The sequence below is a fragment of the Pantoea pleuroti genome, assembly GCF_014156615.1.
In the GTDB taxonomy this organism is placed as follows: domain Bacteria; phylum Pseudomonadota; class Gammaproteobacteria; order Enterobacterales; family Enterobacteriaceae; genus Pantoea; species Pantoea agglomerans.
In genome coordinates, this window is record NZ_SBFD01000004.1 from 89,660 (window position 1) to 110,474 (window position 20,815).

20 protein-coding genes and 1 riboswitch are annotated in these 20,815 nt (G+C 55.5%); of the genes, 9 read left to right on the forward strand and 11 right to left on the reverse strand.

The genetic code is table 11. From position 1 onward, the window contains the following. Position 1 precedes the first annotated feature (1 nt). Positions 2–775, reverse strand: a complete 774-nt coding sequence (locus EPG66_RS11165) for a 2OG-Fe(II) oxygenase (protein ID WP_182686829.1) — start codon at positions 773–775, stop codon at positions 2–4. A gap of 99 nt (positions 776–874) precedes the next feature. Between EPG66_RS11165 and EPG66_RS11170 the strand changes: the two genes are divergently transcribed. Next, positions 875–1,783 (forward strand): LysR substrate-binding domain-containing protein, encoded by a 909-nt coding sequence (locus tag EPG66_RS11170; RefSeq protein ID WP_182686831.1) that lies wholly within the window; start codon positions 875–877, stop codon positions 1,781–1,783. A gap of 98 nt (positions 1,784–1,881) precedes the next feature. Here the strand turns inward: EPG66_RS11170 and uca are convergent, their stop codons facing one another. The 6 genes from uca to EPG66_RS11200 form a co-directional block, all read right to left on the reverse strand. Beyond that, the gene (gene uca / locus EPG66_RS11175; protein WP_182686833.1) at positions 1,882–5,493 is read right to left on the reverse strand and encodes an urea carboxylase; all 3,612 of its coding nucleotides are present in this window, start codon (positions 5,491–5,493) and stop codon (positions 1,882–1,884) included. Between the two features lie 164 nt (positions 5,494–5,657). Continuing rightward, entirely contained in the window at positions 5,658–6,293 is a 636-nt protein-coding gene (locus tag EPG66_RS11180) for an urea amidolyase associated protein UAAP2 (protein ID WP_039389127.1), read from the reverse strand. 10 nt (positions 6,294–6,303) lie between these two features. Continuing rightward, the gene (locus tag EPG66_RS11185) at positions 6,304–7,032 is read right to left on the reverse strand and encodes an urea amidolyase associated protein UAAP1 (RefSeq protein WP_134161427.1); all 729 of its coding nucleotides are present in this window, start codon (positions 7,030–7,032) and stop codon (positions 6,304–6,306) included. Continuing rightward, on the reverse strand, positions 7,029–7,814 hold the full coding sequence (locus EPG66_RS11190) for an ABC transporter ATP-binding protein (RefSeq protein ID WP_083069656.1): 786 nt from the start codon (positions 7,812–7,814) through the stop codon (positions 7,029–7,031). Before EPG66_RS11190 ends, EPG66_RS11185 begins: the two co-directional genes overlap by 4 nt. Beyond that, positions 7,811–8,626 (reverse strand): ABC transporter permease, encoded by an 816-nt coding sequence (locus EPG66_RS11195; RefSeq protein WP_010247123.1) that lies wholly within the window; start codon positions 8,624–8,626, stop codon positions 7,811–7,813. Before EPG66_RS11195 ends, EPG66_RS11190 begins: the two co-directional genes overlap by 4 nt. Before the next feature lie 24 nt (positions 8,627–8,650). Then, positions 8,651–9,706: a putative urea ABC transporter substrate-binding protein gene (locus EPG66_RS11200; RefSeq protein WP_163658662.1), complete on the reverse strand. Its 1,056-nt coding sequence runs from the start codon at positions 9,704–9,706 to the stop codon at positions 8,651–8,653. Between the two features lie 60 nt (positions 9,707–9,766). Next, positions 9,767–9,865: riboswitch (guanidine-I (ykkC/yxkD leader) on the reverse strand. Positions 9,866–10,153: 288 nt separating this feature from the next. Between EPG66_RS11200 and EPG66_RS11205 the strand changes: the two genes are divergently transcribed. Continuing rightward, entirely contained in the window at positions 10,154–11,203 is a 1,050-nt protein-coding gene (locus EPG66_RS11205; RefSeq protein ID WP_182686835.1) for an ABC transporter substrate-binding protein, read from the forward strand. Then, positions 11,203–11,889, forward strand: a complete 687-nt coding sequence (locus EPG66_RS11210; RefSeq protein WP_064702886.1) for a molybdate ABC transporter substrate-binding protein — start codon at positions 11,203–11,205, stop codon at positions 11,887–11,889. The genes EPG66_RS11205 and EPG66_RS11210 overlap by 1 nt, the downstream gene beginning before the upstream one ends. A gap of 161 nt (positions 11,890–12,050) precedes the next feature. On the opposite strand, the gene EPG66_RS11215 is transcribed toward EPG66_RS11210, so the two are convergent. Then, complete coding sequence (locus EPG66_RS11215; protein ID WP_031590682.1) at positions 12,051–12,434, reverse strand: cupin domain-containing protein; 384 nt, start codon at positions 12,432–12,434, stop codon at positions 12,051–12,053. Positions 12,435–12,718: 284 nt separating this feature from the next. Here EPG66_RS11215 and EPG66_RS11220 point away from each other — a divergent pair, with 284 nt between their 5' ends. Continuing rightward, entirely contained in the window at positions 12,719–13,516 is a 798-nt protein-coding gene (locus EPG66_RS11220) for a MetQ/NlpA family ABC transporter substrate-binding protein (RefSeq protein WP_010247110.1), read from the forward strand. 141 nt (positions 13,517–13,657) lie between these two features. On the opposite strand, the gene EPG66_RS11225 is transcribed toward EPG66_RS11220, so the two are convergent. Beyond that, a complete protein-coding gene (locus EPG66_RS11225) occupies positions 13,658–14,365 on the reverse strand; it encodes a phage antirepressor KilAC domain-containing protein (RefSeq protein ID WP_182686837.1) in 708 nt (235 codons plus the stop codon). 390 nt (positions 14,366–14,755) lie between these two features. Here EPG66_RS11225 and EPG66_RS11230 point away from each other — a divergent pair, with 390 nt between their 5' ends. Both EPG66_RS11230 and EPG66_RS11235 read left to right on the forward strand, forming a co-directional pair. Next, entirely contained in the window at positions 14,756–15,190 is a 435-nt protein-coding gene (locus EPG66_RS11230) for a 6,7-dimethyl-8-ribityllumazine synthase (protein ID WP_031590686.1), read from the forward strand. A 55-nt stretch (positions 15,191–15,245) separates the two neighbouring features. Continuing rightward, the gene (locus tag EPG66_RS11235; protein ID WP_039389142.1) at positions 15,246–15,719 is read left to right on the forward strand and encodes a nuclear transport factor 2 family protein; all 474 of its coding nucleotides are present in this window, start codon (positions 15,246–15,248) and stop codon (positions 15,717–15,719) included. Positions 15,720–15,764: 45 nt separating this feature from the next. Here the strand turns inward: EPG66_RS11235 and EPG66_RS11240 are convergent, their stop codons facing one another. Beyond that, positions 15,765–16,163, reverse strand: a complete 399-nt coding sequence (locus EPG66_RS11240) for a hypothetical protein (protein WP_031590690.1) — start codon at positions 16,161–16,163, stop codon at positions 15,765–15,767. A gap of 361 nt (positions 16,164–16,524) precedes the next feature. Between EPG66_RS11240 and EPG66_RS11245 the strand changes: the two genes are divergently transcribed. The 3 genes from EPG66_RS11245 to EPG66_RS11255 all read left to right on the forward strand — a co-directional run bounded on the left by EPG66_RS11245 (position 16,525) and on the right by EPG66_RS11255 (position 19,546). Next, positions 16,525–17,295, forward strand: coding sequence for a MerR family transcriptional regulator (locus tag EPG66_RS11245; RefSeq protein ID WP_039389144.1), 771 nt, complete (start codon positions 16,525–16,527; stop codon positions 17,293–17,295). Positions 17,296–17,417: 122 nt separating this feature from the next. Further along, positions 17,418–17,807 carry a DUF1090 domain-containing protein gene (locus EPG66_RS11250; protein ID WP_182686839.1) on the forward strand — a complete coding sequence of 130 codons (390 nt, stop codon included), beginning with the start codon at positions 17,418–17,420 and terminating at the stop codon, positions 17,805–17,807. Between the two features lie 464 nt (positions 17,808–18,271). Next, entirely contained in the window at positions 18,272–19,546 is a 1,275-nt protein-coding gene (locus tag EPG66_RS11255; protein WP_182686841.1) for a Glu/Leu/Phe/Val family dehydrogenase, read from the forward strand. Positions 19,547–19,588: 42 nt separating this feature from the next. On the opposite strand, the gene EPG66_RS11260 is transcribed toward EPG66_RS11255, so the two are convergent. After that, positions 19,589–20,758: an ROK family transcriptional regulator gene (locus EPG66_RS11260; protein ID WP_039391599.1), complete on the reverse strand. Its 1,170-nt coding sequence runs from the start codon at positions 20,756–20,758 to the stop codon at positions 19,589–19,591. Between the last annotated feature and the right edge of the window lie 57 nt (positions 20,759–20,815).

Consider the following 20,815-nt stretch of genomic DNA (forward strand, 5'->3'; position numbering starts at 1 on the left):
GTCATAGTCTGCCGTAAAAGGTCATGCGCGCGGTTTCTGACAACGCTATATCCGGCTGTGTATTGTAAGCCAGCACGGCCAGCATTCGCGTGACCTCGCCTTCAGTTGGGGTCACGCGATGCAGGGAATTACGGCCGCGAAACAGCACCAGATCCCCGGCATCTATCTCCAGCGCGTCAACCGGCTGGCGTTCTTCCAGTACCGCGTCGACACCGGCAAAGTTCATTTCACCGGCATCGGCATCCCGCAGATCTTTAATATACTGAAACACCCCGCCCGACAGCGGTTTCTGTACCAGTAAGGTGATAGCAAATGAGGAGTTGTCGAAGTGCCAGCCCAGCTCCTGGCCGTGTGATGCATAGTGCAGGTTGATCGAAGAAAGCGGGTCAGAATAGGGATAGAGCGCTTTTTCACCCAGCACATCGCACAGGAAATGTTTGAACAGCTCATCATTATAAAGCTGACGCAGCGGCGAGTGGGCAAAGATCACATCATCCGTAATACAGCCTTTGGTGCTGATCACATCCCTGTTACGCGGATGCTCAGCACTGAAAGCGTCATCAGGTTTCATCAGATAGACATTATGCTTGCTGCAGGTGTGATAAGCCTGGTGACGTTGTGCATTGCCCTCTTCGATGATCGCCTCTAAAGCATGTGGTTTTAAAAATTGCCGCAGTACCAGCGCGCCGGACTGGTTTAACTGCTCACGACAACGTTGACGCCAGCCATGATCGGCCAGTGGATGAAGATCGAGACGAACAAGGGAACCAGACATAGCAACAATTCTCATGATGAGCAGGTGTGATGTTACTCTACCGGTCGCCTGCAACGCTGCGTAACGATAAAAACTTAATGCCCTGATAAGGAAGAGTTAATGCCTGCCCAATTGCCACGGTTGCCAAAGATCAGCGTCATACAGTCATTTAAAGTGGCTGCCGAACTGGGCAGCCTGGCAAAAGCGGCCGCTCAACTGGCCTTAACCCCGGCGGCAGTCAGTCAGCAGATTCGCCAGCTGGAGGAGCAACTCGGCAGCGCCCTGTTTTTACGTACGCAGAGCGGCGTGATGCTGACCGAAACCGGAAAAGAGTATCTGCGCTATGTCACCGAGGCGTTTGATATTCTGCATCTCGGTCAGCAAAACATCCGCCATGCGGCCAGTGCGCCAAAACTCACGGTTTACACATTACCGGCGCTGGCGTCCAAGTGGCTGTTGCCCCAGCTGGCGAGCTGGCGCGACCATTGCCCGAATATCGATCTCTCGTTACACGGTACGCATTCTCAGGTCGATTTCACCGCGATGCCCGCCGATTTTGTGATCTGCTTTGGTGAGGATCGTTACCCGCAGTCAGATAAGCTGAAGTTGTTTCAAGATGACGTGCTGCCGGTGGCCAGTCCTGCTCTGTTACATCGCTTTACGCCGGAAACGATCTTAAGCCGGGCGCCCCTGATCCACCTCGACTGGGGTAATGAAGGCCGTTTTCTGCCGGACTGGCGAAGCTGGTTTCAGACTAAAGGCATGGACGAACCTCTGCCGCAGCCCGCGTTCAGTTTTAATCTTACCTCGCTGGCGATTGATGCGGCCGTCGCGGGTGCTGGTGTGCTGCTGGGGCAGCGACGCCTTATCGCGGCGGAACTGGCACGGGGCGATCTGGTGGTAGTGGATGATCTTTGCCTGCCGCTGAGCAAACCCTATTACCTTGTCTGGCCGCAACGCACCCTGAGCCAGCCAGGCAGTGAGGCGATGATCAGCTGGTTAAGCCAACTGGGCGCGAGCGCCGGATAGCCCTTCGCCGTGATCGGACTCGCCTGCGCCCGCCAGTCTGGAACCATCAGCAGGCGCAGGGTCAGATTATCACTGCGCCACCAGGTGATCAGGTGTCATCATCCTTCCGCATTATCCTCAATAATCACCGCCACGCATTGCCCTGCGCGTACAGCGCTGCCTGGCTGTACGCTGACCTGCTGAACAATGCCGTCGCACGGCGCCAGAAGCGGGATCTCCATCTTCATCGACTCCAGCACCACCAGAATATCGCCTTCCCTCACCCGGCTGCCCGCCGTCGCCTGCACCTGCCATAAATTGCCGGAAACCGGGCTTTCTACCCCCTGCTCGCCCGGCTGCAGCGGCGTGTCGCCGCCTTCATGGGCCACACTTTCCTGACTGTCAAAATGGGCCTGTCCGCTGGCGATCCAGCGGTCACGTTCCGCATGGAACGCGGCTTGCTGGTGATCGCGAAACCGACCGATACTCTGCGCTTCACGGGCGAGGAAATCCTCATATTCCGCCAGCCGCAGCGTGCTGTGCTCGATGCGCAGCGGATAGCGACCGAGGGGAAAATCGCGGCGAATCTGCAACAGCTCACTGGCCGGAACCGGATAAAAGCGGATCTGATCGAAAAAGCGCAAAAGCCAGGGTTTACCGCCAAAATCGGCGACTTCATGATACCGGTTCCACATCTGCAGCGTGCGGCCGACAAACTGATAGCCGCCTGGTCCCTCCATGCCATACACACACAGATAGGCACCGCCGATGCCAACCGAGTTTTCCGCTGTCCAGGTGCGGGCCGGGTTATATTTTGTCGTCACCAGGCGATGACGGGGATCCAGCGGCGTGGCGACCGGCGCGCCGAGGTAGACATCGCCCAGCCCCATCACCAGATAGCTGGCTTCAAAGACCGTGTTCCAGACAGCCTGCTCATCCGGCAGATCGTTTATACGGCGGATAAATTCAAGATTACTCGGGCACCACGGCGCATCCTGCCGCACGGTGGTCATATATTTTTCGATGGCCTTCTGACAGGCCGGATCGTCCCAGGAGAGCGGCAGATGCACTACGCGTGTGGGAACCTGAAGGTCATCACTCATGCAGACCCTCTCCCACTCACCGCGCACCCACATCAGCAGCACGTCGGGCGTCAGCGTCTCCGGCTGAAAGTGGATTTGCAGCGAGCGGATCCCCGGCGTGATATCAATAATGCCGTTGCGGGATTGCGCTTCCAGCGCCTGCATCAACGCATGAATGCGAAAACGTAACACCAGATCCAGTTCCGGCTCGCCAGCCTCCAGCAGCAGATGCGTATCACCAGAGAGGCGCGCCACCAGGCGTTTATCCGCTTCGCCGCAGGTCATCACGATGGGCGAAATCAGCGGTGCAGGCTGCCAGTCTGTTTCCTGTGGCTGAAGCGTGATCAGTTCGGTGCGTCGGCCCTCTGCCAGTTGGCGGGCGGTCGTGATATCCACCGCGACAAACTTCACTCCGTCACCGGCTTTGAGCTGTCCCAGTTGCCAGAGGTCCGCCTCGATTACCGTCACCGGGCAGACGAACCCGCCAAGGCTCGGGCCATCCGGCCCCAGAATCACCGGCATATCACCGGTAAAATCGACCGCGCCGATCGCGTACGGGTTGTCATGAATGTTTGAGGGGTGCAGCCCTGCTTCACCGCCGCTGTCGCGGGTCCAGATTGGCTTTGGCCCGATCAGGCGAACGCCGGTGCGGCTGGAGTTAAAATGCACTTCCCATTCTGTGGCAAAGAACGTCTCGATATACTCCGGCGCAAAGAATTCAGGCGCACCGTGCGGACCATAAATGACGCGCAGCGTGCGCACCGTGGCAAGCTCTGTGTGCAGTCCGACGGGCAGTTCCGTTCCGGTTGCGCTCGCGGAACGCGGAGCGAGATGCAGCACGTCACCGCTGCGCAGTGCGCGTCCGGCATGTCCGCCAAACTGACCAAGGGTGAACGTGCTTTTGCTGCCTAAATAGTCCGGCACCTGAATACCACCGCTCAGACAGAGATAACTTCTGACGCCCGCGCCACTTATTGCGCCCAGCTTCAGCGTTGCCCCGGCCGGAATGGTAAATACAGAATTCATTGACTGCCCGACGCCATCCAGTGTGACAGTGAGCGGCGCGCCAGAGATCACCGCCTGAATCTCAGTATTAAATTTCAGGGTGGGTCCATTCAGGGTGATTTCCAGCGCGGCGTCACCCTCCTCATTGCCCAGCAGACGGTTGCCCAGACGCAGTGCGCGATCATCCATCGGCCCCGACGGCGGCACGCCCACCGCCCAGTATCCCAGACGTCCGGGATAGTCCTGAACGCTGGTCTGGGTTCCGGCACTCACCACTTCCACCGTTGCCGCCTGATAGGCGAGCTGCTCCAGGCAGCGGGTCCAGGGTTCGCCAGCCGTGAAGGGCGAGAAGGCCAGAATCTGCAACAGATAGAGACGATTGGTTTCTACGCCATAGAAACGGGTCTCAGCCAGCGCCTGTGCCAGGGTGGCGATGGCTTCCTCGCGAGTGGGGCGCCAGGTGATAACTTTTGCCAGCATCGGGTCGAAGAATGGCGGGACTTCACAGCCGGCTTCCACCCAGCGGTCAATTCGCAGGGTTTTACCGTCGGCTGCCGGAAAGAGGACCTGGGTTAACAGCCCTGGCGAAGGCTGGAACTGCCGCCCCGGATCTTCCGCATAAATTCGCGCCTGCACGGCATGGCCCTGAGGATTCAGCGCGGCGGCTAACGCGTGAAGCGGAGGAAGATCGCCTGCTGCCAGCTCAATCATCCACTGCACCAGGTCAACGCCCCACACCTGCTCCGTGACGCCATGTTCAACCTGCAGACGGGTATTCACTTCAAGGAAATAGAACTGCTGCGCCACGCTGTCATAGACAAACTCAACCGTTCCGGCGCTGCGATAGTTCACCGCTTTTCCCAGCGCGATAGCCGCCGCGCATAAAGCCTCCGCCATACCTGCGGGCAGATTCGGCGCTGGCGTCTCTTCGATCACTTTCTGGTTACGCCGCTGTACCGAGCAGTCGCGTATGCCCAGCGCTATTACCCCGCCCTTTCCGTCACCGAAAATCTGCACTTCAAGATGACGGGCGCGTTCGATATATTTTTCTAGAAATACCCCGGCATCGCTGAAGTTGTTCTGGCCGAGGCGCTGGACCGTTTCAAACGCCTCTGACAGCGCATTCGCATCACGACAGACACGCATACCGATGCCACCGCCGCCCGCGGTACTTTTGAGCATCACCGGATAGCCGACCATTTCTGCGGCGCGGCGGGCTTCGCTGATATCCGCCAGTAGTTCACTGCCTTCCAGCAGCGGCACCCCTTCGGCTTTCGCCAGCGCGCGGGCCGTGTGTTTCAGGCCAAAAGTTCGCAACTGCTGCGGTGTGGGGCCGACAAAAATCAGACCGGCAGCCTCGCACGCCTCAGCAAAGGCGGCGTTTTCCGAAAGGAAGCCGTAGCCAGGATGAATCGCTTTCGCCCCGCTCTGCTGCGCGGCGGCGATAATCTTTTCCGTCACCAGATAGGTTTGTGCAGCCGGGCCTTCGCCAAGGCTTAGCGCCACATCCGCCTCGCGGATATGTAAACTGCTCAGGTCGGCTTCGGAGTAAACGGCGATCCCTTTCACCTGCATGGCACGCAGCGTGCGCAGGATACGACAGGCGATAGCACCGCGATTAGCAATCAGTAAGGTATCAAACATAAGCGAACTCTCAGGGATGCGGGTCGTCCCGCAAAATTCGATATTCCCTGGGGCCGTCCCCGGGGCTGACCGGCACGTAACAGGCGTGCGCCGGTGGTGTGTTGAGAGGTCTGACGCAAAAGGCTGAGAAACTCAGTCCCGCTTGTCGCCATGGCAACGCTGACTCAGTTCCACACCAGCACTTCGGCGGGCGTCGGGTTCCAGCCGTTACAGGGGTTATTCAGCTGCGGACAGTTGGAGATCAGCACCATCACATTGCATTCGGCTACCAGCTCAACGTATTTGCCGGGTGCCGATAGCCCGTCTTCAAAGGTCAGACCGCCTTCCGGCGTAACCGGAACGTTCATGAAAAAGTTGATGTTGGCACCGATATCGCGTTTGTGAAGGCGGCCATCGTGCAGGCAGGCACAGAGAAAGTTATCCCGACAGCTGTGCATGTAGCGCTTATCCTGGGCATAGCGCACGGTGTTGCTCTCCTGCGAGCAGGCTCCGCCCAGGGTATCGTGACGACCGCAGGTGTCGGCGACGATAGTCAGCAGCGGATTGCCGAGATTCGAATAGAGCACGCTGCCGGTGGTCAGATAGACGTGTCCCTGACGACGCAGCGTGCGCTGAGGATCGTAGCGTTCCCGCGGGTTATCGCGGTTGTAAAACAGGGTATCAATAGCCTGATTCCCTTCGAGGTCGAGCAGGCGCAGCGTCTGCCCTTTTTTCACTTCGAACAGCCACGGTTCGCCTGCCGGGATCACGTGGCGATAGACGGCATCTTCAGGACGACGATCAGAGTGGATAAGGGTCATCTCAGCCTCCTTACAGGGCAAAAAGTTGGGTGTTATGAAGCGCGCGCTGGTTTTCACCGCGCGTGACCATCGCTTCGCTGACGGCCTGCATATCGTCGGCCTGATACCAGCTCAGCTGTACCGGTCGCGGGAGATAGTCAGTGGCGGGATCCTGCGGATGTGGCAGCGCGGTCAGCACGATCAGCACGTCCATGGGTGCGAACAGTTCAGTGAAATCGCCGGCGCGGCTGTTGCCCGCGCTGAACCGGAAGCGGCCCTCCTCATCAACCGTGACCTTGCTGAAAAAGTTGACGACCATCAGCAGATCTTCCAGACCCAGATCCCATTTGCCCATCTCAACCAGCAGATTATCGGCGCCGTTGCGGTAGAAGCCGTTGCGCAGCTCCTGATAGCGTCCGGCTCCATACTTATGGTGCGTTTCCGCCGCGTTGAGTACGCCGCCAAACGGGTCGTGCCAGCCGCAGCTATCCGCCACAATCGCGGCCAGTACGCGTCCCATGTCGGAGTAGAAACAGTGCCCGGTGGTCAGGCGAGCCGTATGCTGGCCTTTCAGGGTGTCCGGCAGATTCAGGCGTTCACTTTTCTCGTGGGGATTTAGCATCATCATGCTGACGTTCGCGCCACCCTCGATGTCGGTCAGGCGCAGGATCTGCCCTTTGCGCAAAATCAGCGAGGTGTGCCCTCCGCCAGGCAGCTGCTCTTCGCGCAGGCTTGGAGCTGAATGAAAAAGTGCGGTCATTGAGCGGTCTCCTTGAAGGAATAAATGTTGTTTTTGTTGCGGGTTGCCAGCTGCGACAGCCGCGTTTCATTAAGCGGGATGTCGTAAGTGATACGCGCGCCCCAGGCATTGGGGGCCTGAGGATCGATGCGCACTTTGTCGAAAACCAGCAGCCGGGTGCCAAGATTGAAGCCTTCGGCAAGGTCGTGAGTGACCATAAACACCGTCATGCGGGTTTCGCTCCAGAGCTGGAGCAGCAGCGCATGCATATCTTTGCGGATGCCGGGGTCCAGCGCGCCGAAAGGCTCATCAAGCAGCAGTACGCGCGGCTGCATCACAAAAGCCTGCGCAATCGCCAGCCGCTGCTGCATCCCGCCCGAAAGCTGCGCCGGATATTTATCGAGAGAATGGCCCAGCCCGACTTTCTCCAGCATCTGTTTTGCCTGCTCACGGGCATGGCGTTTTCGGGCGCCAAACAGCCGGCCAGTAAACGGTGAAGCCGGAAGTTCGAGGCCAATGGCGACGTTATCCAGCACGTTGAGATGAGGGAAAACGGAGTAACGCTGAAACACCACGCCACGGCTGCGATCGGGTTCCGCGCGCAGCTGTTCGCCATCCAGTGTGATCGATCCCCGTGTCGGCTTTTCCTGACCCAGAAGCAGGCGTAAAAATGTCGACTTACCACAGCCGGACGCGCCCACCAGCGAGCAGAATTCACCTTCTTTGACCTGCAGATTGATGCGTTCCAGCACCACGTGGTCGCCATACTCCTGCCAGATATTTTTGATATCGATAAAACTCATTCCCGGCCTCCTTCCGCCCAGGGAAAACAGGCTTTGTGCAATTGACGCAGCGCGAGATCCATCAGCCACGCCAGCAGCGTTATCCAGATGACATAGGGAATGATCACATCCATCGCCATGTAGCGACGAACCAGGAAAATGCGATAGCCCAGTCCGGCGGTTGCGGAAATAGCTTCGGCGGAGATCAGAAAAAGCCATGCGGATCCCAGCAACAGCCGCAGCGAGGTGATCAGCCGCGATAAAAGCTGCGGAAGCACAACCCGCAGCACCACCGTCCAGCTGTTCGCCCCCAGGGTTTGTGCTTTGATAAACAGCTCTGCGGGGATTTCCCGCGCCCGATGTTCCAGGTCGCGCGCCAGCATCGGCGTAATCCCGATAACAATCAGCATCACTTTTGACAGCTCATCCAGCCCGAAGACGATAAACAGCATCGGCAGGAGCGCCAGCGGTGGGATCATCGACACCACGGTCATAAAGGGTGACAGCGCCGCGCGACTCATCGGGAAGACGCCCGCAGCAACACCGATGCAGAGACCAATCAGTGAAGAGATCGCCAGGCCGGTCAGCAGACGGCTTAAGCTAATCCACGTATCCGCCCACAGCAGATATTCGCCGCTGCGCTTGTCCGGCGTGAAGGCCATCCGATCAATGGCGGCGATCATCTGTGACAGGCCGGGCAGCAGTTTGTCGTGTGGGTTGGCTTCAAGACGCACCGCCGAACTGATAAACCAGACGGCGATCAGCAATACAAAAGGTAATAGCATCAGCGTCAGGCGCATTCCCTGCCGGGGATAGCGGTTGATGTGGCGCATGGCAAATACTCCTGAGATCGGTGATTACAGCTTGCCCGCAGCGGCCATCTTCAGATAGCTGTCGTCAAAGCGCAGTTTGATGTTCGCTGTATCACCGACGGTGATATTGCCAGGGAAGCTCATGCCGATGAAGTCAGCGCTTTGTGCCCCCTCGCCCAGCAATCCTTTATCAAAGGAGAACGCGGCGACGCGCTGCATGGTTTTCGCCAGATCGGGAGAAGAAACAAATGTCTGGGTTTCGGCTGGGGTCCAGAACAGGTGGGTGGTTTTCAGCTGCGCCTTGTATCCGGCGAGGTCAGTACCGGAATCGGCAGCCATCGCGCTCAGCGCCTGCGCATCACCGGCCTGCATTTTCGCCATCATCTCAAACCAGGCACCGGTCAGCGCCTTGCCCAGCGCGGGGTTATCTTTCAGGGTCTCTGTATTCACCACCATCATGTCAATCAGTTCGCCCGGCACGGCCGAAGAGCTGAACACTTCTGTGGTTTGTGGGGCTTTCTTGATCACTGAAAGCTGCGGATTCCAGGCAACCGCCGCCTGCACGCCGCTGGTACCAAAGGCAGAGACGATATCGGCATCGGAGGTGTTCACGACCTTAACGTCTTTTTCCTGTAAACCGGCCTTCTCCAGACCGCGAACCAGCAGGTAGTGCGAAACCGACAGCGCAGGAAGATAGACAGACATCCCTTTCAGGTCGCTGAGTTTTTTGTTTACGCCTTTCAGCACCACGCCGTCATTACCATCGGAGAAGCTGCCGGTGATCAGCGCCGTGGAATCAATGCCGCCCGCCGCAGGTATGGTCAGCGCATCCATGTTGGTCATGGTGCAGCCGTCGAACTGACCCGCGGTGTACTGGTTGATTGACTCGATATAGTCATTGAGCTGGGTGATATGAATTTTGATGCCGTATTTGCTGGCCCATTTATCGATGATTTTCTCGTTGCTGATGGTGCCCCACGGCATCCAGCCCGCATAGATAGTCCAGCAGATATTGAACTCTTTTTTGACCGCGGCGAAAGATGGCGCGCTGACCAGCAGCGTCAGCGACAGAATAAGCGTCAGGAGGGGTGATTTCTTCATGGTTGACCTCTGGTTGGCACATAAAAACGGGAGCAGCGCAAGACACCAACTGGTGCCGCTGTCTCCCGGGCTTTTGTCCCGCCGTGTAACCTCGCAGAGGTCGCCAGCTCTCGGACCAGACATTCACCTGCGTGAACCGGAACCCTAGCCAGCTATTTGCTATCAATTGTGTCGAACGCTGCTTACTGTTCAGACTTCAGCAAATGGCGTGCCAGAAATTAAATCATGATAAATCAGATAAATTTAGGGAGGAAAATCACGAAGGCACCGTGATGGTGAGTCAGTAACGGGCGTTGCACATAATCAGTGCCGGGCAGGCAAGAGATATCAGAACCCTCAGTCAGTCTCTTTTCATACACACATCTATGCCGGAATGCAGACCCGGACCGTGACGCCTGTCATTTATCGCTATATAATCCACTGCATAACGAATTTTGAGGATAGTTAATGAAGCGCTTCTGGCAGGCATGCACACTCGGTTTACTGATACTCCTTCCGCTCTCTTCCCAGGCATCGCGCCAGATAACCGATCAGACAGGCCGCCAGGTCACGATTCCTGATCGTGTTGATCGTATTGTGGTGCTTCAGCATCAGACGCTTAACCTGCTGGTGCAGATGAACGCGACCGATAAAATCGTCGGTGTGATGGCGAACTGGAAGAAGCAACTTGGTGACAGCTATGCCCGCCTGGCTCCCGAGCTGAATCAGAAAGCGACACTGGGAGATTTGACGCATGTTGATCCCGAAAAACTGGTGGCGCTGCATCCGCAGGTGGTATTTGTGACCAACTATGCGCCGCATGAGATGATCGACAGCATTACCGCGCTGGGCATTCCGGTGGTGGCTATCTCACTGCGTCATGACGAGCCGGGTGAAAAGGCAAAAATGAACCCGTCTATCCGCGACGAGGAAATGGCCTATGACAAAGGACTGCGTGAAGGGATTACGCTTATCGGCGAGATCGTTAATAAACCGGCAGAAGCAAAAGCCCTGATTACGGCCACCGATCAGGGCCGCAAAATCGTCAGCGATCGCCTGAAGGATGTTCCGGCGGAGAAACGCATTCGCGCCTATATGGCGAACCCGGAACTGACCACCTACGGATCAGGGAAATATACCGGCCTGATGATGCTGCATGCGGGCGCGGTCAACGTCGCCGCAGCGACCGTAAAGGGATTCAAAACCGTGTCGATGGAGCAGATAATCGCCTGGGATCCGCAGGTGATTTTTGTGCAGGCTCGCTATCCCTCCGTCGTGAATGAAATTAACAGTTCACCGCAGTGGCAGGCTATCGACGCAGTAAAAAATCATCGCGTCTGGCTGATGCCGGACTACGCCAAAGCATGGGGTTATCCAATGCCGGAAGCGATGGGGATTGGCGAATTGTGGATGGCGAAAAAACTCTATCCACAGAAATTTCAGGATGTGGACATGAATAAGCTGGCCAATAAGTGGTATCAGCGCTTCTATCGCACCGCTTATCAGGGAACAGAGTGATGCGCGCACTGGCGGCGGGCAGCCTGAAAGCGGTCTGGCCCGCGCTGATGGCGTACTTTCCTGAGCCAGTTGAAACCCGGTTTGGCCCCGCCGGTCTGCTCCGCGAACGGATTGAAGCCGGTGAGCCCTGCGATCTCTTTGCTTCAGCCAGTGAGGAGCATCCGCAAAAATTGCTGTACGCTGGGCGAGCGCTGGCAGTCATACCGTTCACGACCAATAAACTCTGCATCACGGTTCGCAGCGATCGGCTACAGGCGGGAGACGACTGGTATCAGCTACTGACCCGCGACACACTGCGGATCGCAACCTCTACACCCACAGCCGATCCCTCTGGCGACTATGCGCAGACCCTTTTCACCCGGATGGGCAACGCTGGTGAAGCGGTGCGCCAGCGCGCAAAGGCACTGGTGGGTGGGCGTGACTCTGGACCTATTCCCGCAGGCAGGCTGGCGGCAGAATGGATTATCCTGGAGGATCAGGCGGATCTGTTTATCGGTTATGCCAGCTATCGTGCGGCCCTGAGCCAGATTGCCGGGCTGACAGTCGTTGAAATCCCTGCAGCTTTCAATCCTGTTGCGCGTTACGCCTGTGCGATCATTACGCCAGAGGCGCGTCGGCTGGCGGATTTTTTAGAATCGGAGCAGGCAAAAGCGGTGCTGCGGGAAGCGGGGTTTGGCGGGGAGTAAATGCCTTTTCTGTCGCGGATGACTTTGCGCCCTGTCAGCATATCGCTTTAAGGGCGCGAAACACAGATCATCAAAGCTTAGCGAAATCCACCTTAAGCTTGTGACTGATATGTTCAGCCTGCCCGGTGGCGCTACTGTGGTGCATTATGAAGTAAGGATGTTTAAAACTCTTCAGGCTCGCCCGGCAATGGCTCGGTCAGTTCCTGCCCTTTAACACCGGCATAGGTAATCACCAGTTCGGCTGGCTCATCCAGGGTGTAACCGCGATGCGCGCTGTTGACCGTCTCATTGAGGGCTTCACCCGCATGGAAAGTGCGCTGTTCGCCGCTCTCTTTGTCCTCAACAGTCAGGGTGCCGGAAAGAATAAACGCCGCATTAGGCATTGGATGGGTGTGCCAGGGTAATGACGTATGGGCAGGCAGTGACAGCCGCATAACGGTCAGCTCAGGTTCGCCGGTGGGATAGGCCTCAATCACTTCACCGTTCCAGGCCTGGCTGCTGCGCATCACTTCAACCGCGTTAATTTCGTTATCTTGCTTCGACATGGTTAATCCCTGTTAATAATCAATAGAATGCCAGTAGTGACCGATAGGTAAGCTTAGAAGAAAACTGTGTTGATGCCCGCCTGCGTTTTAATAAGCCTGTTAACAGGAATTTTCCGCCAGCGAACACAGGGATGAAAACCGGACATTACCGGACTGGCTGAATCGCTGATTAATTAATGTTCAATATTTGCGTTGTGGTTATAAGATATATTCCTCAGTCAGTACGCAACCTGTGAGATCTGTATTATCTTTGAAGCCATCAACCACCTGAGGGATTTCTGATAATGAAAGGTCTGTTTACGGCATTACTCGCCAGTTCTGTTCTACTATTATCCGCCTGCTCAAAAGATGACGATAACAAAGTTAAAGTAGCAATTAATACCGGGCCTGATGAAGCAATCTGGCAGGTGGTAAAGCAGGTGGCGAAGGATAAATACAAGCTGGATGTCGAAGTACTTAACTTCAATGACTATGTACTGCCAAATGAAGCGCTGAATAACAAAGAAGTTGATGCTAACGCCTTCCAGAGCCTGCCTTATCTGGAATCCCAGTCTAAAGAGCGCGGCTACAAGTTTGCGGTGGTGGGTAAAACGTTCGTCTTCCCGATTGCTGCCTATTCGCACAAAATCAAGAACATCAGTGAGCTGCAGAATGGTGCCACTATCACCATCTCTAACGAAGCCACTACGCTGGGACGCAGCCTGCTGCTGCTGCAGGCGCAGGGTCTGATTAAACTCAAACCGGATGTGGGTTATTTACCGACCTCACTGGATATCATCGAAAATCCAAAAAACCTGAAGCTGGTTGAAGTGGATACACCACAACTGACCCGCACCTTAGACGATCCAAACGTCACTCTGTCGATTATCAATACTAACTTCTCAGCCCAGGCTGGATTATCAGCACATCGCGATGGCTTATTTATGGAAAGCGCCTCATCGCCTTACGTCAATGCGCTGGTATCACGTGAAGATAATAAAGACAGCGATAAAATTCAGAAGCTGAAGTCTGCGCTGCAGTCACCGGAAGTCGCGGCCAAAGCCGAAGAAGTTTACAAGGGTGATGCGATTAAAGGCTGGTAAGTCGCCCGATAATCGATCATTAACGATCAAAAAAGGCCGCACTCTGTTGCGGCCTTTTTTATATCTGCACTTTTACCGGCACATCTGCCAGCACTTATACATCCGCTACATCCGCGCCTGCCCGCAAGGTCACAGGAAGGGTTACGCGGCTGCGCCTTTTGGCTGAGCAGAGAGATGCCCTGCCCACAGACTGGCGACCCATTTCACCCCTTTAGACGTAAAACGTGCCTGAGAAAAAGCGTGCTGATTTTCGCCCGTGCCGGTATGCAGCGTAAAGTAGCCGGCCTGCAGATGGTAATGCTGCGGCGTCAGGGTGCCTTTTGCGCGATACATGATGTTGCGCTCCAGCAGAAACTGGCGGAACTCCGGTTCTTTCACTTTCAGCATTTTGCAGAGCTGCCGAAAACCCAGCGAGTCATCAACCTCAACGAAGTTATCAAAGAACGCCGCCTTGGGTGCCGAGAGAGCCAGCTGCTGCTCCGCCGCCTGACGCTGTTCAAACTGCTCAGCCCAGGCGCGAGCGGCTTCAGCCGGATTGGTAAAGTCAGGCAGATGGGTCGACTTTTCGCGATCCTGCCAGCGATCCAGCACTTCTGCAGTGAAGCCTGGCGACAGGCGAGCCACGGCCAGCAGCGAGTCACGCTTGCACAGACGGTACTCCTGACGCACTTCCCCTTCCCGCTCATACTCATTCACGCTGAGCGGCTGGGAGAGACGCTGAGCCGTCTCCAGACTTTTGATTAACCGCTTCACTTCTCCGTGTGTAATACCGGTCATCTGAGCCAGTTCACGACTGCTCATTGTGACCGATTGTTCCAGAGATTTGAGGCTTTCAGTTGAAATCATCATGGGTTCACCCCTCGCTAACGCTACCAATACCCGGCGGGCAGTCGATTAATTATACAAACACCTGTTCAAATATCCAGTATTTTATTTAAGCAATAACGTAACTGGAAGCTGTTACGCAAACAGCAGGGTGTGAGGGGGTTTTGCGGGCTGAAGCGTGCGTGTTGAGTGCCTTGCAGTACGCGTTGCGGGCTTTTGCGGCAGCATAAGCGGGTAATCCATCGCTCAGTTATTTACATATAATCACAATGATGGACACAGACTCTTTACATTACAGTATAGTGAAGGCTGTCAGCAGGTTACTGGCCTGCCGGGCTCACTATTTTTGATTCGGGGTGCAGGGGCGCAATCTGGCCCGTTACCACTGGATGTCACCTTTTACTGGAGTAAGTCATGCAGCCGTTGAAAGTCGCCTTTATTAAAGCTAACTGGCATAGCGAAATCGTTTCTCAGGTTCTGACCGGATTCGAACAGGAACTGGAAAGCCGCGGTACCTCATATGAGATTAAGACATGGGATGTTCCGGGCGCTTTTGAAATGCCGCTGCTGGCGCAACGCCTGGCGCAGACCGGCAAATACGATGCGATTGTCTGTGCAGCACTGGTGGTGGATGGCGGCATCTATCGCCATGATTTCGTCGCACAGGCTGTAGTAAGTGGTCTGATGCAGGCGCAGCTGGCAACCAATGTGCCCGTCTTCTCTGTGTCACTTACGCCACATAATTTCCAGCCATCGGCAGAGTTTATCGACTTCTATACTCAGCATTTCGTGAAAAAAGGTCAGGAAGCGGCGCGTGCCGTCTGCCAGATTCACGCCCTGGAACTCTGATACGACTGTAACGAATGCTGACAATGCGTTTGCCTGCGCTGTTAAGGAGAGAAAGTTGGAAAACTCACGTCCGCCTTTACCGCCATTTACTGTGGCTGCACAGGCGATAGAAAAAGTCCGGCTGGCTGAGGATGGCTGGAACAGCCGGGATGCGGAGCGAGTCGCTCTGGCCTATTCAGCGGACAGCAAGTGGCGTAACCGTGATACCTTTCTGACCGGCCGGGCAGAAATCATCGCCTTCCTGCAGCAAAAATGGCAGCGGGAGCAGCAGTATCGGCTGATTAAAGAGTTGTGGAGTTTTGACCAGAACCGGATTGCGGTGCGGTTCGCCTATGAATGGCATGATGAGCAACTGCAGTGGTATCGCTCATATGGCAACGAGAACTGGGCTTTTGATGAGCAGGGTTTAATGCAGCAGCGTTATGCCAGCATTAACGATCTGAAAATCAGTGAAGAACAGCGGCTGTTTCACTGGCCGCAGGGCCGACGTCCTGACGACCATCCTTCACTGAGCGAACTGGGCTTATAGCGTCAGCCCTTCCAGCGGAGAGCCAGGCTCTCCGCCGTCATCCACTTAGCCCTGCTCGTCCTTGTTCTCAACAAAGGTCGCTTTATTACGTGTGACCGTATAAGCCACCTTTTTGACATCGTCCGGTGACGTGGTCACTTCTACCGGCGCAATGGTCACCCGACCCATACCAAACAGGGTGGGGACATAGCCGCCAACCTGGTGTTTGCCGGCCGGAACATGCAGCAGCATGCTTTCGCCGTTCGGCAATCTTCCGGCGTCTTTACCATCTACAGTCAGGAATACACTGGAGCCATCATCTGTGCGGGTCTTGATGTGTGAGACATCAATCTGCGTCGGGCCAGCAGCAAATTCATCTGGCGCATCGCTGGCGGCATTTTTCTTCGCGCAGCCGGCCAGCACAGCAGCAACCGTCACAACGGCGAGAGTATAACGATAACGCATTGGGCACTCTTTCTCCTGATCATCAGAACCCGCTATTTTAGCGATTTAGCAGGAGGATGTAAGGGGGAGAAGAGTCGGCATGCTCTTAAAAACGGCTTAAATGTGCTGGTTTCCAGGTATATTTGCGTAAAGAATATTTACTGAATAAATACACAGTGTTTTTATTGCCTGATCGTAGTGCTTTTAACCTGCTGATCAGCATAAATTTAATCAGAGAATAACAACGAATAAGCGTAGCGTCACAGGCACATAGCGCCAGTTTGCCTTAACTCTGCCTCTGTTAATCGTCTGTTATAAGGTTCATAGTGGTGGTTCATCCCCGGTTGATCCCGGCGGCCTTTCCCTCAACAGAGGGCACGATATGCATTCTTATACCACCGATACTGTTTGCGCCATAACCGGCACACATCCTGCGAACCTGAAGAGCTGGATGAAGCAGGGATTACTGACGCCGCAGCAGTATCAGGAACGCTGGAGTGAACATCACCTCAGTGAAATCCAGACCCTGGTTGGCTTAACGGCCACTGGCGCGACGCTCGACGAAATCTGGCAAGGTCAGCAGTCTGCTTCTACGGTTACCACCTTTGGCTGGGCGGCGCGCAAAGGCGACCTGCTCTGGCAACTTGAATTTGGCACACCGCTGTCGCTTTCACGTCAGATGCACACAATGTCCAGCCACTATAGCGGTGATGATTTCGTCATTAATCTGCTGCGGCCGCTAAGCGCCTGGCTTTACACCGATCTCCGTCGGGGAGCGTCACGGCGTCTCAACCGTTTTGAGCAAACTGTTCAACAGCAGGCGGATAAAGTCATGCGCGCCTCATCGCGCAACGAATCCTCCATTCCCCTGTTTCTGGAAGCGGTGAGCGTACTGGATAAAACCGAAATCTGGCTTGAAGCCATTCGTCTTACTGCGATGGGCTTTAATGTCGAGGTTGACTCGCGTGCTTCTGGTCAGCCAGCCGTTAAAACTGATCTCCATCAGCATCATGTGATGTGGTGTGGTGCCGGCATCAGCCAGCAGATGCAGGACTATTTTGAACAGCAGAGTCAGGATGGTCATCCGGTAATGCTTAGTGGACCTGATTGTAATCTGCAATTTTCCCAATCCAGGGCCTCCAGCGCTGCCTGAAAGCAGGCAGCTCCGTCTTTACCCCCGTTTTTCCGCGCCAGTAAATATTTTTTTTCGTTAAGAATCTCTTAAGGTGGTTCCGTATACTGGTGCCACAACCCTGACTCATAGACGAGACTAAGATGAAAAAGACCTTACTGACCTTCAGCCTTCTCCTGTTACCCCTGACTTATACTGCTGCGCACGCGGCCTCTGACCTGACAGGTTGTGCAGCCAAAAAGCAGGAGATTGAGACTCAGCTCTCTTTTGCCCGCCAGCACAATAATACCCACCAGGTTGCCGGCCTTGAAAAAGCGCTGAGCGAAGTGAGTCAGAACTGTACCGAAAGCAGTCTGCTAAAGCAGCGTCAGGAAAAAGTGGCAGAGAAAAAGTTGAAGGTACAGGAACGCGAACAGGAACTGGCGAAAGCGAAAGCAGAAGGACGCAGCGCCAGCAAGATCCAGAAGCGCGAAGATAAACTGGCTGACGCCCGCCAGGAACTGAAAGAAGCCGAACAGGCTCTGCATCAGTAGAATTCATTCTGGCCAGCCACTGCGCTGGCCGTTATTCTCCCTTCCTCAGCCCTGACCCATTCTCCTTTCTAAATACCTGATTAGCCTGCGCTATTAACGCCCAATCCATTACTTTATGTAATCCTTTGATTACTTATTCTCATGCACTTAATTGGTGCAGCAAAGTCAACAGGGTGACGATCAATTATTTAACTTTTTGAACGCCCTCAAAGATCTGAAAGATAGCGATATTTCCCGTCCTATGCAGAAAATACGCACTTCACGCGCATCTTTATTCGTCTGTAAGGGGTCAGCAATACTAATCTATTCACTCACCCCGCCCCAAAACAGGGCATTGCTGCATTGTGGCATGGCTGATGCCACATCTTATTTGTTTCAGGAGTGTTAGATTATGTCGGCGCAATGCAATGCGCTCTCCATCCACGGCTCCACACAATAAATAACTTCATTAAGAAAGGTTTTTTATGGATAAGTTATCTTATGCGTCTGAAAGCAGCACATCTGCCTGGTCCACCTATTTACAGCAAATCGACCGGGTTGCGCCCTATCTGGGCGATCTTTCACGTTGGATAGATACTTTGCGTCATCCAAAACGTGCGTTGATTGTTGATATTCCTCTCCAGATGGATGATGGCTCGATTCGCCATTTCGAAGGCTATCGCGTTCAGCACAACCTTTCGCGCGGCCCAGGTAAAGGTGGTATTCGCTACCATCCGGATGTCGACCTTAATGAAGTGATGGCGCTCTCCGCATGGATGACCATCAAATGTGCGGCGGTTAACCTGCCTTATGGCGGCGCTAAGGGCGGCATCCGCGTTGATCCGTTCAAACTGTCCGAAGGTGAACTTGAGCGACTGACCCGCCGTTACACCAGTGAGATCGGCATCATCATCGGGCCGCAAAAAGATATTCCTGCACCAGACGTCGGGACCAACAGCAAAGTGATGGCGTGGATGATGGACACCTACTCCATGAACCACGGCACAACGATTACCGGCGTCGTCACCGGCAAACCGATTCATCTGGGCGGTTCACTGGGGCGTGAAAAAGCCACCGGTCGCGGCGTGTTTATTACCGGACGCGAAGTGGCACGCCGTGCAGGTATTGAGATTGAAGGCGCACGCGTTGCAGTTCAGGGCTTCGGTAACGTCGGCAGCGAAGCGGCACGCCTGTTTGATGAGGCGGGCGCTCGTGTGGTAGTGATTCAGGATCACACCGCGACGCTGTTTAATGCCGATGGCATCAACATGGCTGCCCTGAGCGAATGGCAGATCGCCAATAAGCAGATTGCCGGTTTCCCTGGCGCGCAGAGCATTGATAAAGAGGCATTCTGGACCACAGGGATGGATATTCTGATCCCGGCGGCGCTGGAAGGTCAGATTACCCGTGAGCGTGCTGAAGTCCTGAGCTGCAAAATCGTGCTGGAAGGCGCAAACGGCCCGACCTATCCGGATGCCGATGACATGCTGGCCACCCGCGGCATTATCGTGGTGCCGGACGTGGTCTGTAATGCCGGTGGCGTGACCGTCAGCTACTTCGAGTGGGTTCAGGACATGGCCAGCTTCTTCTGGAGCGAAGATGAGATCAATCGTCGCTCAGACAAGATCATGACGGAAGCGATGGTACACGTCTGGGAAAAGTCGAAGGAGAAAGAGTGCTCGCTGCGCACCGCGGCCTATATCGTGGCCTGTGAGCGTATTCTGATGGCGCGTAAAGATCGCGGTATCTACCCGGGTTAATGCCTGTGGCGCTGTTGCCTGCAGCAGCGCCCTTTTCCCTGCCTACTTCATCAGCACCTGAAACTTTGGATTAAATTCATCGAAAATCGGTAAAGCGGCGGCGCCGAGAGCGGCTGTATCGCTGCCGGTCATGCCAATTTTTAGTCGCATATCATTAAGATATCGTCCGCGCACCGACTGATAAAGCGGTGGCAATCGCTGTACCATCTGCTCCAGCAGCGGCGCAGGCATCATCCCGCCAATAATCACCGCCTCGGCATCAAACACCGACTCCAGAATATTGATCGCCTGACGCAACGGCGTCGTCACATTTTCAATCCATGCGGTAAAACGCGCGGGTTCAATCTGCAACAGATCTTCGGGCAGCGCCCGCATCGGATCGAGACCGCAGAATTCATAGGCGGCCTGCAGCGAGACGTAACGCTCCAGACAGCCCTGATTTCCGCAGTAGCAGTCGCGACCGCCCGGCTCCACCACAATGTGTCCGATTTCGCCCGCATTATGGGCGTGGCCGGTATAGATATGGCCATCGGTGAAGATCCCCGCGCCCAGGCCGGTGCCGATATAGAGATAGATAAAGGAGTTCAGGTGGCGCGCTGTGCCGTGAAAGCGTTCGCCGATGGCGGCGACCGTAGCATCATTTTCCAGCGTCACCGGCAGACCACTAATGGTGGCGAGTTCAGCCTCGATATCGACCTGCTCCCAGCCGTTCAGCGTGGTCGGCCCCACTGATGAAATGCCCTCCACACCAAAAGGCCCTGGCATCACCACGCCAATCCCCAGCACTTTTTGCCACTGAGTACCCAGGAAGGCGCGCATCTCCTCCAGCACGCTGGCAATGCACGCCAGGGTGGCAGCAGGCTGAGGCTTTTGCACCAGAACGAGGCGGCGGAAATGCACTTCACCACTGAGATCGACCAGAACCAGCAGCAGCGTCTGGTGATCAAGATGAATGCCGATCGACCAGGCACTGGTGGGATTGAGCGTAACCGGAATTGAGGGCTGACCACGCCCGCTGCGGCGTGGCTGGCGGCTGGTCAGCAGTTCGGCCTGTTCCAGTTCCGCCACGATATTCGAGACGGTCTGCGGCGTCAGCGCCGTCATGCGGGCCAGTTCGGCACGGGTCAGTTCACCGTGCAGGCGAATGGCTTCAATCACCACACGTCGGTTGTGCGCCCGCGCATGTTCAAGGTTGGTACCCGAGGTTTTCATGTTGTTTTCCATTTCAGCGGGACCCGACAGTATTGGTCTCCGAAAGCATTCGGGCAA

What these genes read in the sequence shown, in the direction of transcription:
- EPG66_RS11215 (WP_031590682.1), bottom strand. Translation starts at nt 12,434, where the DNA reads ATGTCGAAGCAAGATAACGAAATTAACGCGGTTGAAGTGATGCGCAGC.
- EPG66_RS11225 (WP_182686837.1), bottom strand. Translation starts at nt 14,365, where the DNA reads ATGATGATTTCAACTGAAAGCCTCAAATCTCTGGAACAATCGGTCACA.
- EPG66_RS11180 (WP_039389127.1), bottom strand. Translation starts at nt 6,293, where the DNA reads ATGACCCTTATCCACTCTGATCGTCGTCCTGAAGATGCCGTCTATCGC.
- EPG66_RS11190 (WP_083069656.1), bottom strand. Translation starts at nt 7,814, where the DNA reads ATGAGTTTTATCGATATCAAAAATATCTGGCAGGAGTATGGCGACCAC.
- EPG66_RS11220 (WP_010247110.1), top strand. Translation starts at nt 12,719, where the DNA reads ATGAAAGGTCTGTTTACGGCATTACTCGCCAGTTCTGTTCTACTATTA.
- EPG66_RS11185 (WP_134161427.1), bottom strand. Translation starts at nt 7,032, where the DNA reads ATGACCGCACTTTTTCATTCAGCTCCAAGCCTGCGCGAAGAGCAGCTG.
- EPG66_RS11255 (WP_182686841.1), top strand. Translation starts at nt 18,272, where the DNA reads ATGGATAAGTTATCTTATGCGTCTGAAAGCAGCACATCTGCCTGGTCC.
- EPG66_RS11250 (WP_182686839.1), top strand. Translation starts at nt 17,418, where the DNA reads ATGAAAAAGACCTTACTGACCTTCAGCCTTCTCCTGTTACCCCTGACT.
- EPG66_RS11245 (WP_039389144.1), top strand. Translation starts at nt 16,525, where the DNA reads ATGCATTCTTATACCACCGATACTGTTTGCGCCATAACCGGCACACAT.
- EPG66_RS11195 (WP_010247123.1), bottom strand. Translation starts at nt 8,626, where the DNA reads ATGCGCCACATCAACCGCTATCCCCGGCAGGGAATGCGCCTGACGCTG.
- EPG66_RS11165 (WP_182686829.1), bottom strand. Translation starts at nt 775, where the DNA reads ATGTCTGGTTCCCTTGTTCGTCTCGATCTTCATCCACTGGCCGATCAT.
- EPG66_RS11210 (WP_064702886.1), top strand. Translation starts at nt 11,203, where the DNA reads ATGCGCGCACTGGCGGCGGGCAGCCTGAAAGCGGTCTGGCCCGCGCTG.
- EPG66_RS11200 (WP_163658662.1), bottom strand. Translation starts at nt 9,706, where the DNA reads ATGAAGAAATCACCCCTCCTGACGCTTATTCTGTCGCTGACGCTGCTG.
- EPG66_RS11230 (WP_031590686.1), top strand. Translation starts at nt 14,756, where the DNA reads ATGCAGCCGTTGAAAGTCGCCTTTATTAAAGCTAACTGGCATAGCGAA.
- EPG66_RS11260 (WP_039391599.1), bottom strand. Translation starts at nt 20,758, where the DNA reads ATGAAAACCTCGGGTACCAACCTTGAACATGCGCGGGCGCACAACCGA.
- uca (WP_182686833.1), bottom strand. Translation starts at nt 5,493, where the DNA reads ATGTTTGATACCTTACTGATTGCTAATCGCGGTGCTATCGCCTGTCGT.
- EPG66_RS11240 (WP_031590690.1), bottom strand. Translation starts at nt 16,163, where the DNA reads ATGCGTTATCGTTATACTCTCGCCGTTGTGACGGTTGCTGCTGTGCTG.
- EPG66_RS11205 (WP_182686835.1), top strand. Translation starts at nt 10,154, where the DNA reads ATGAAGCGCTTCTGGCAGGCATGCACACTCGGTTTACTGATACTCCTT.
- EPG66_RS11170 (WP_182686831.1), top strand. Translation starts at nt 875, where the DNA reads ATGCCTGCCCAATTGCCACGGTTGCCAAAGATCAGCGTCATACAGTCA.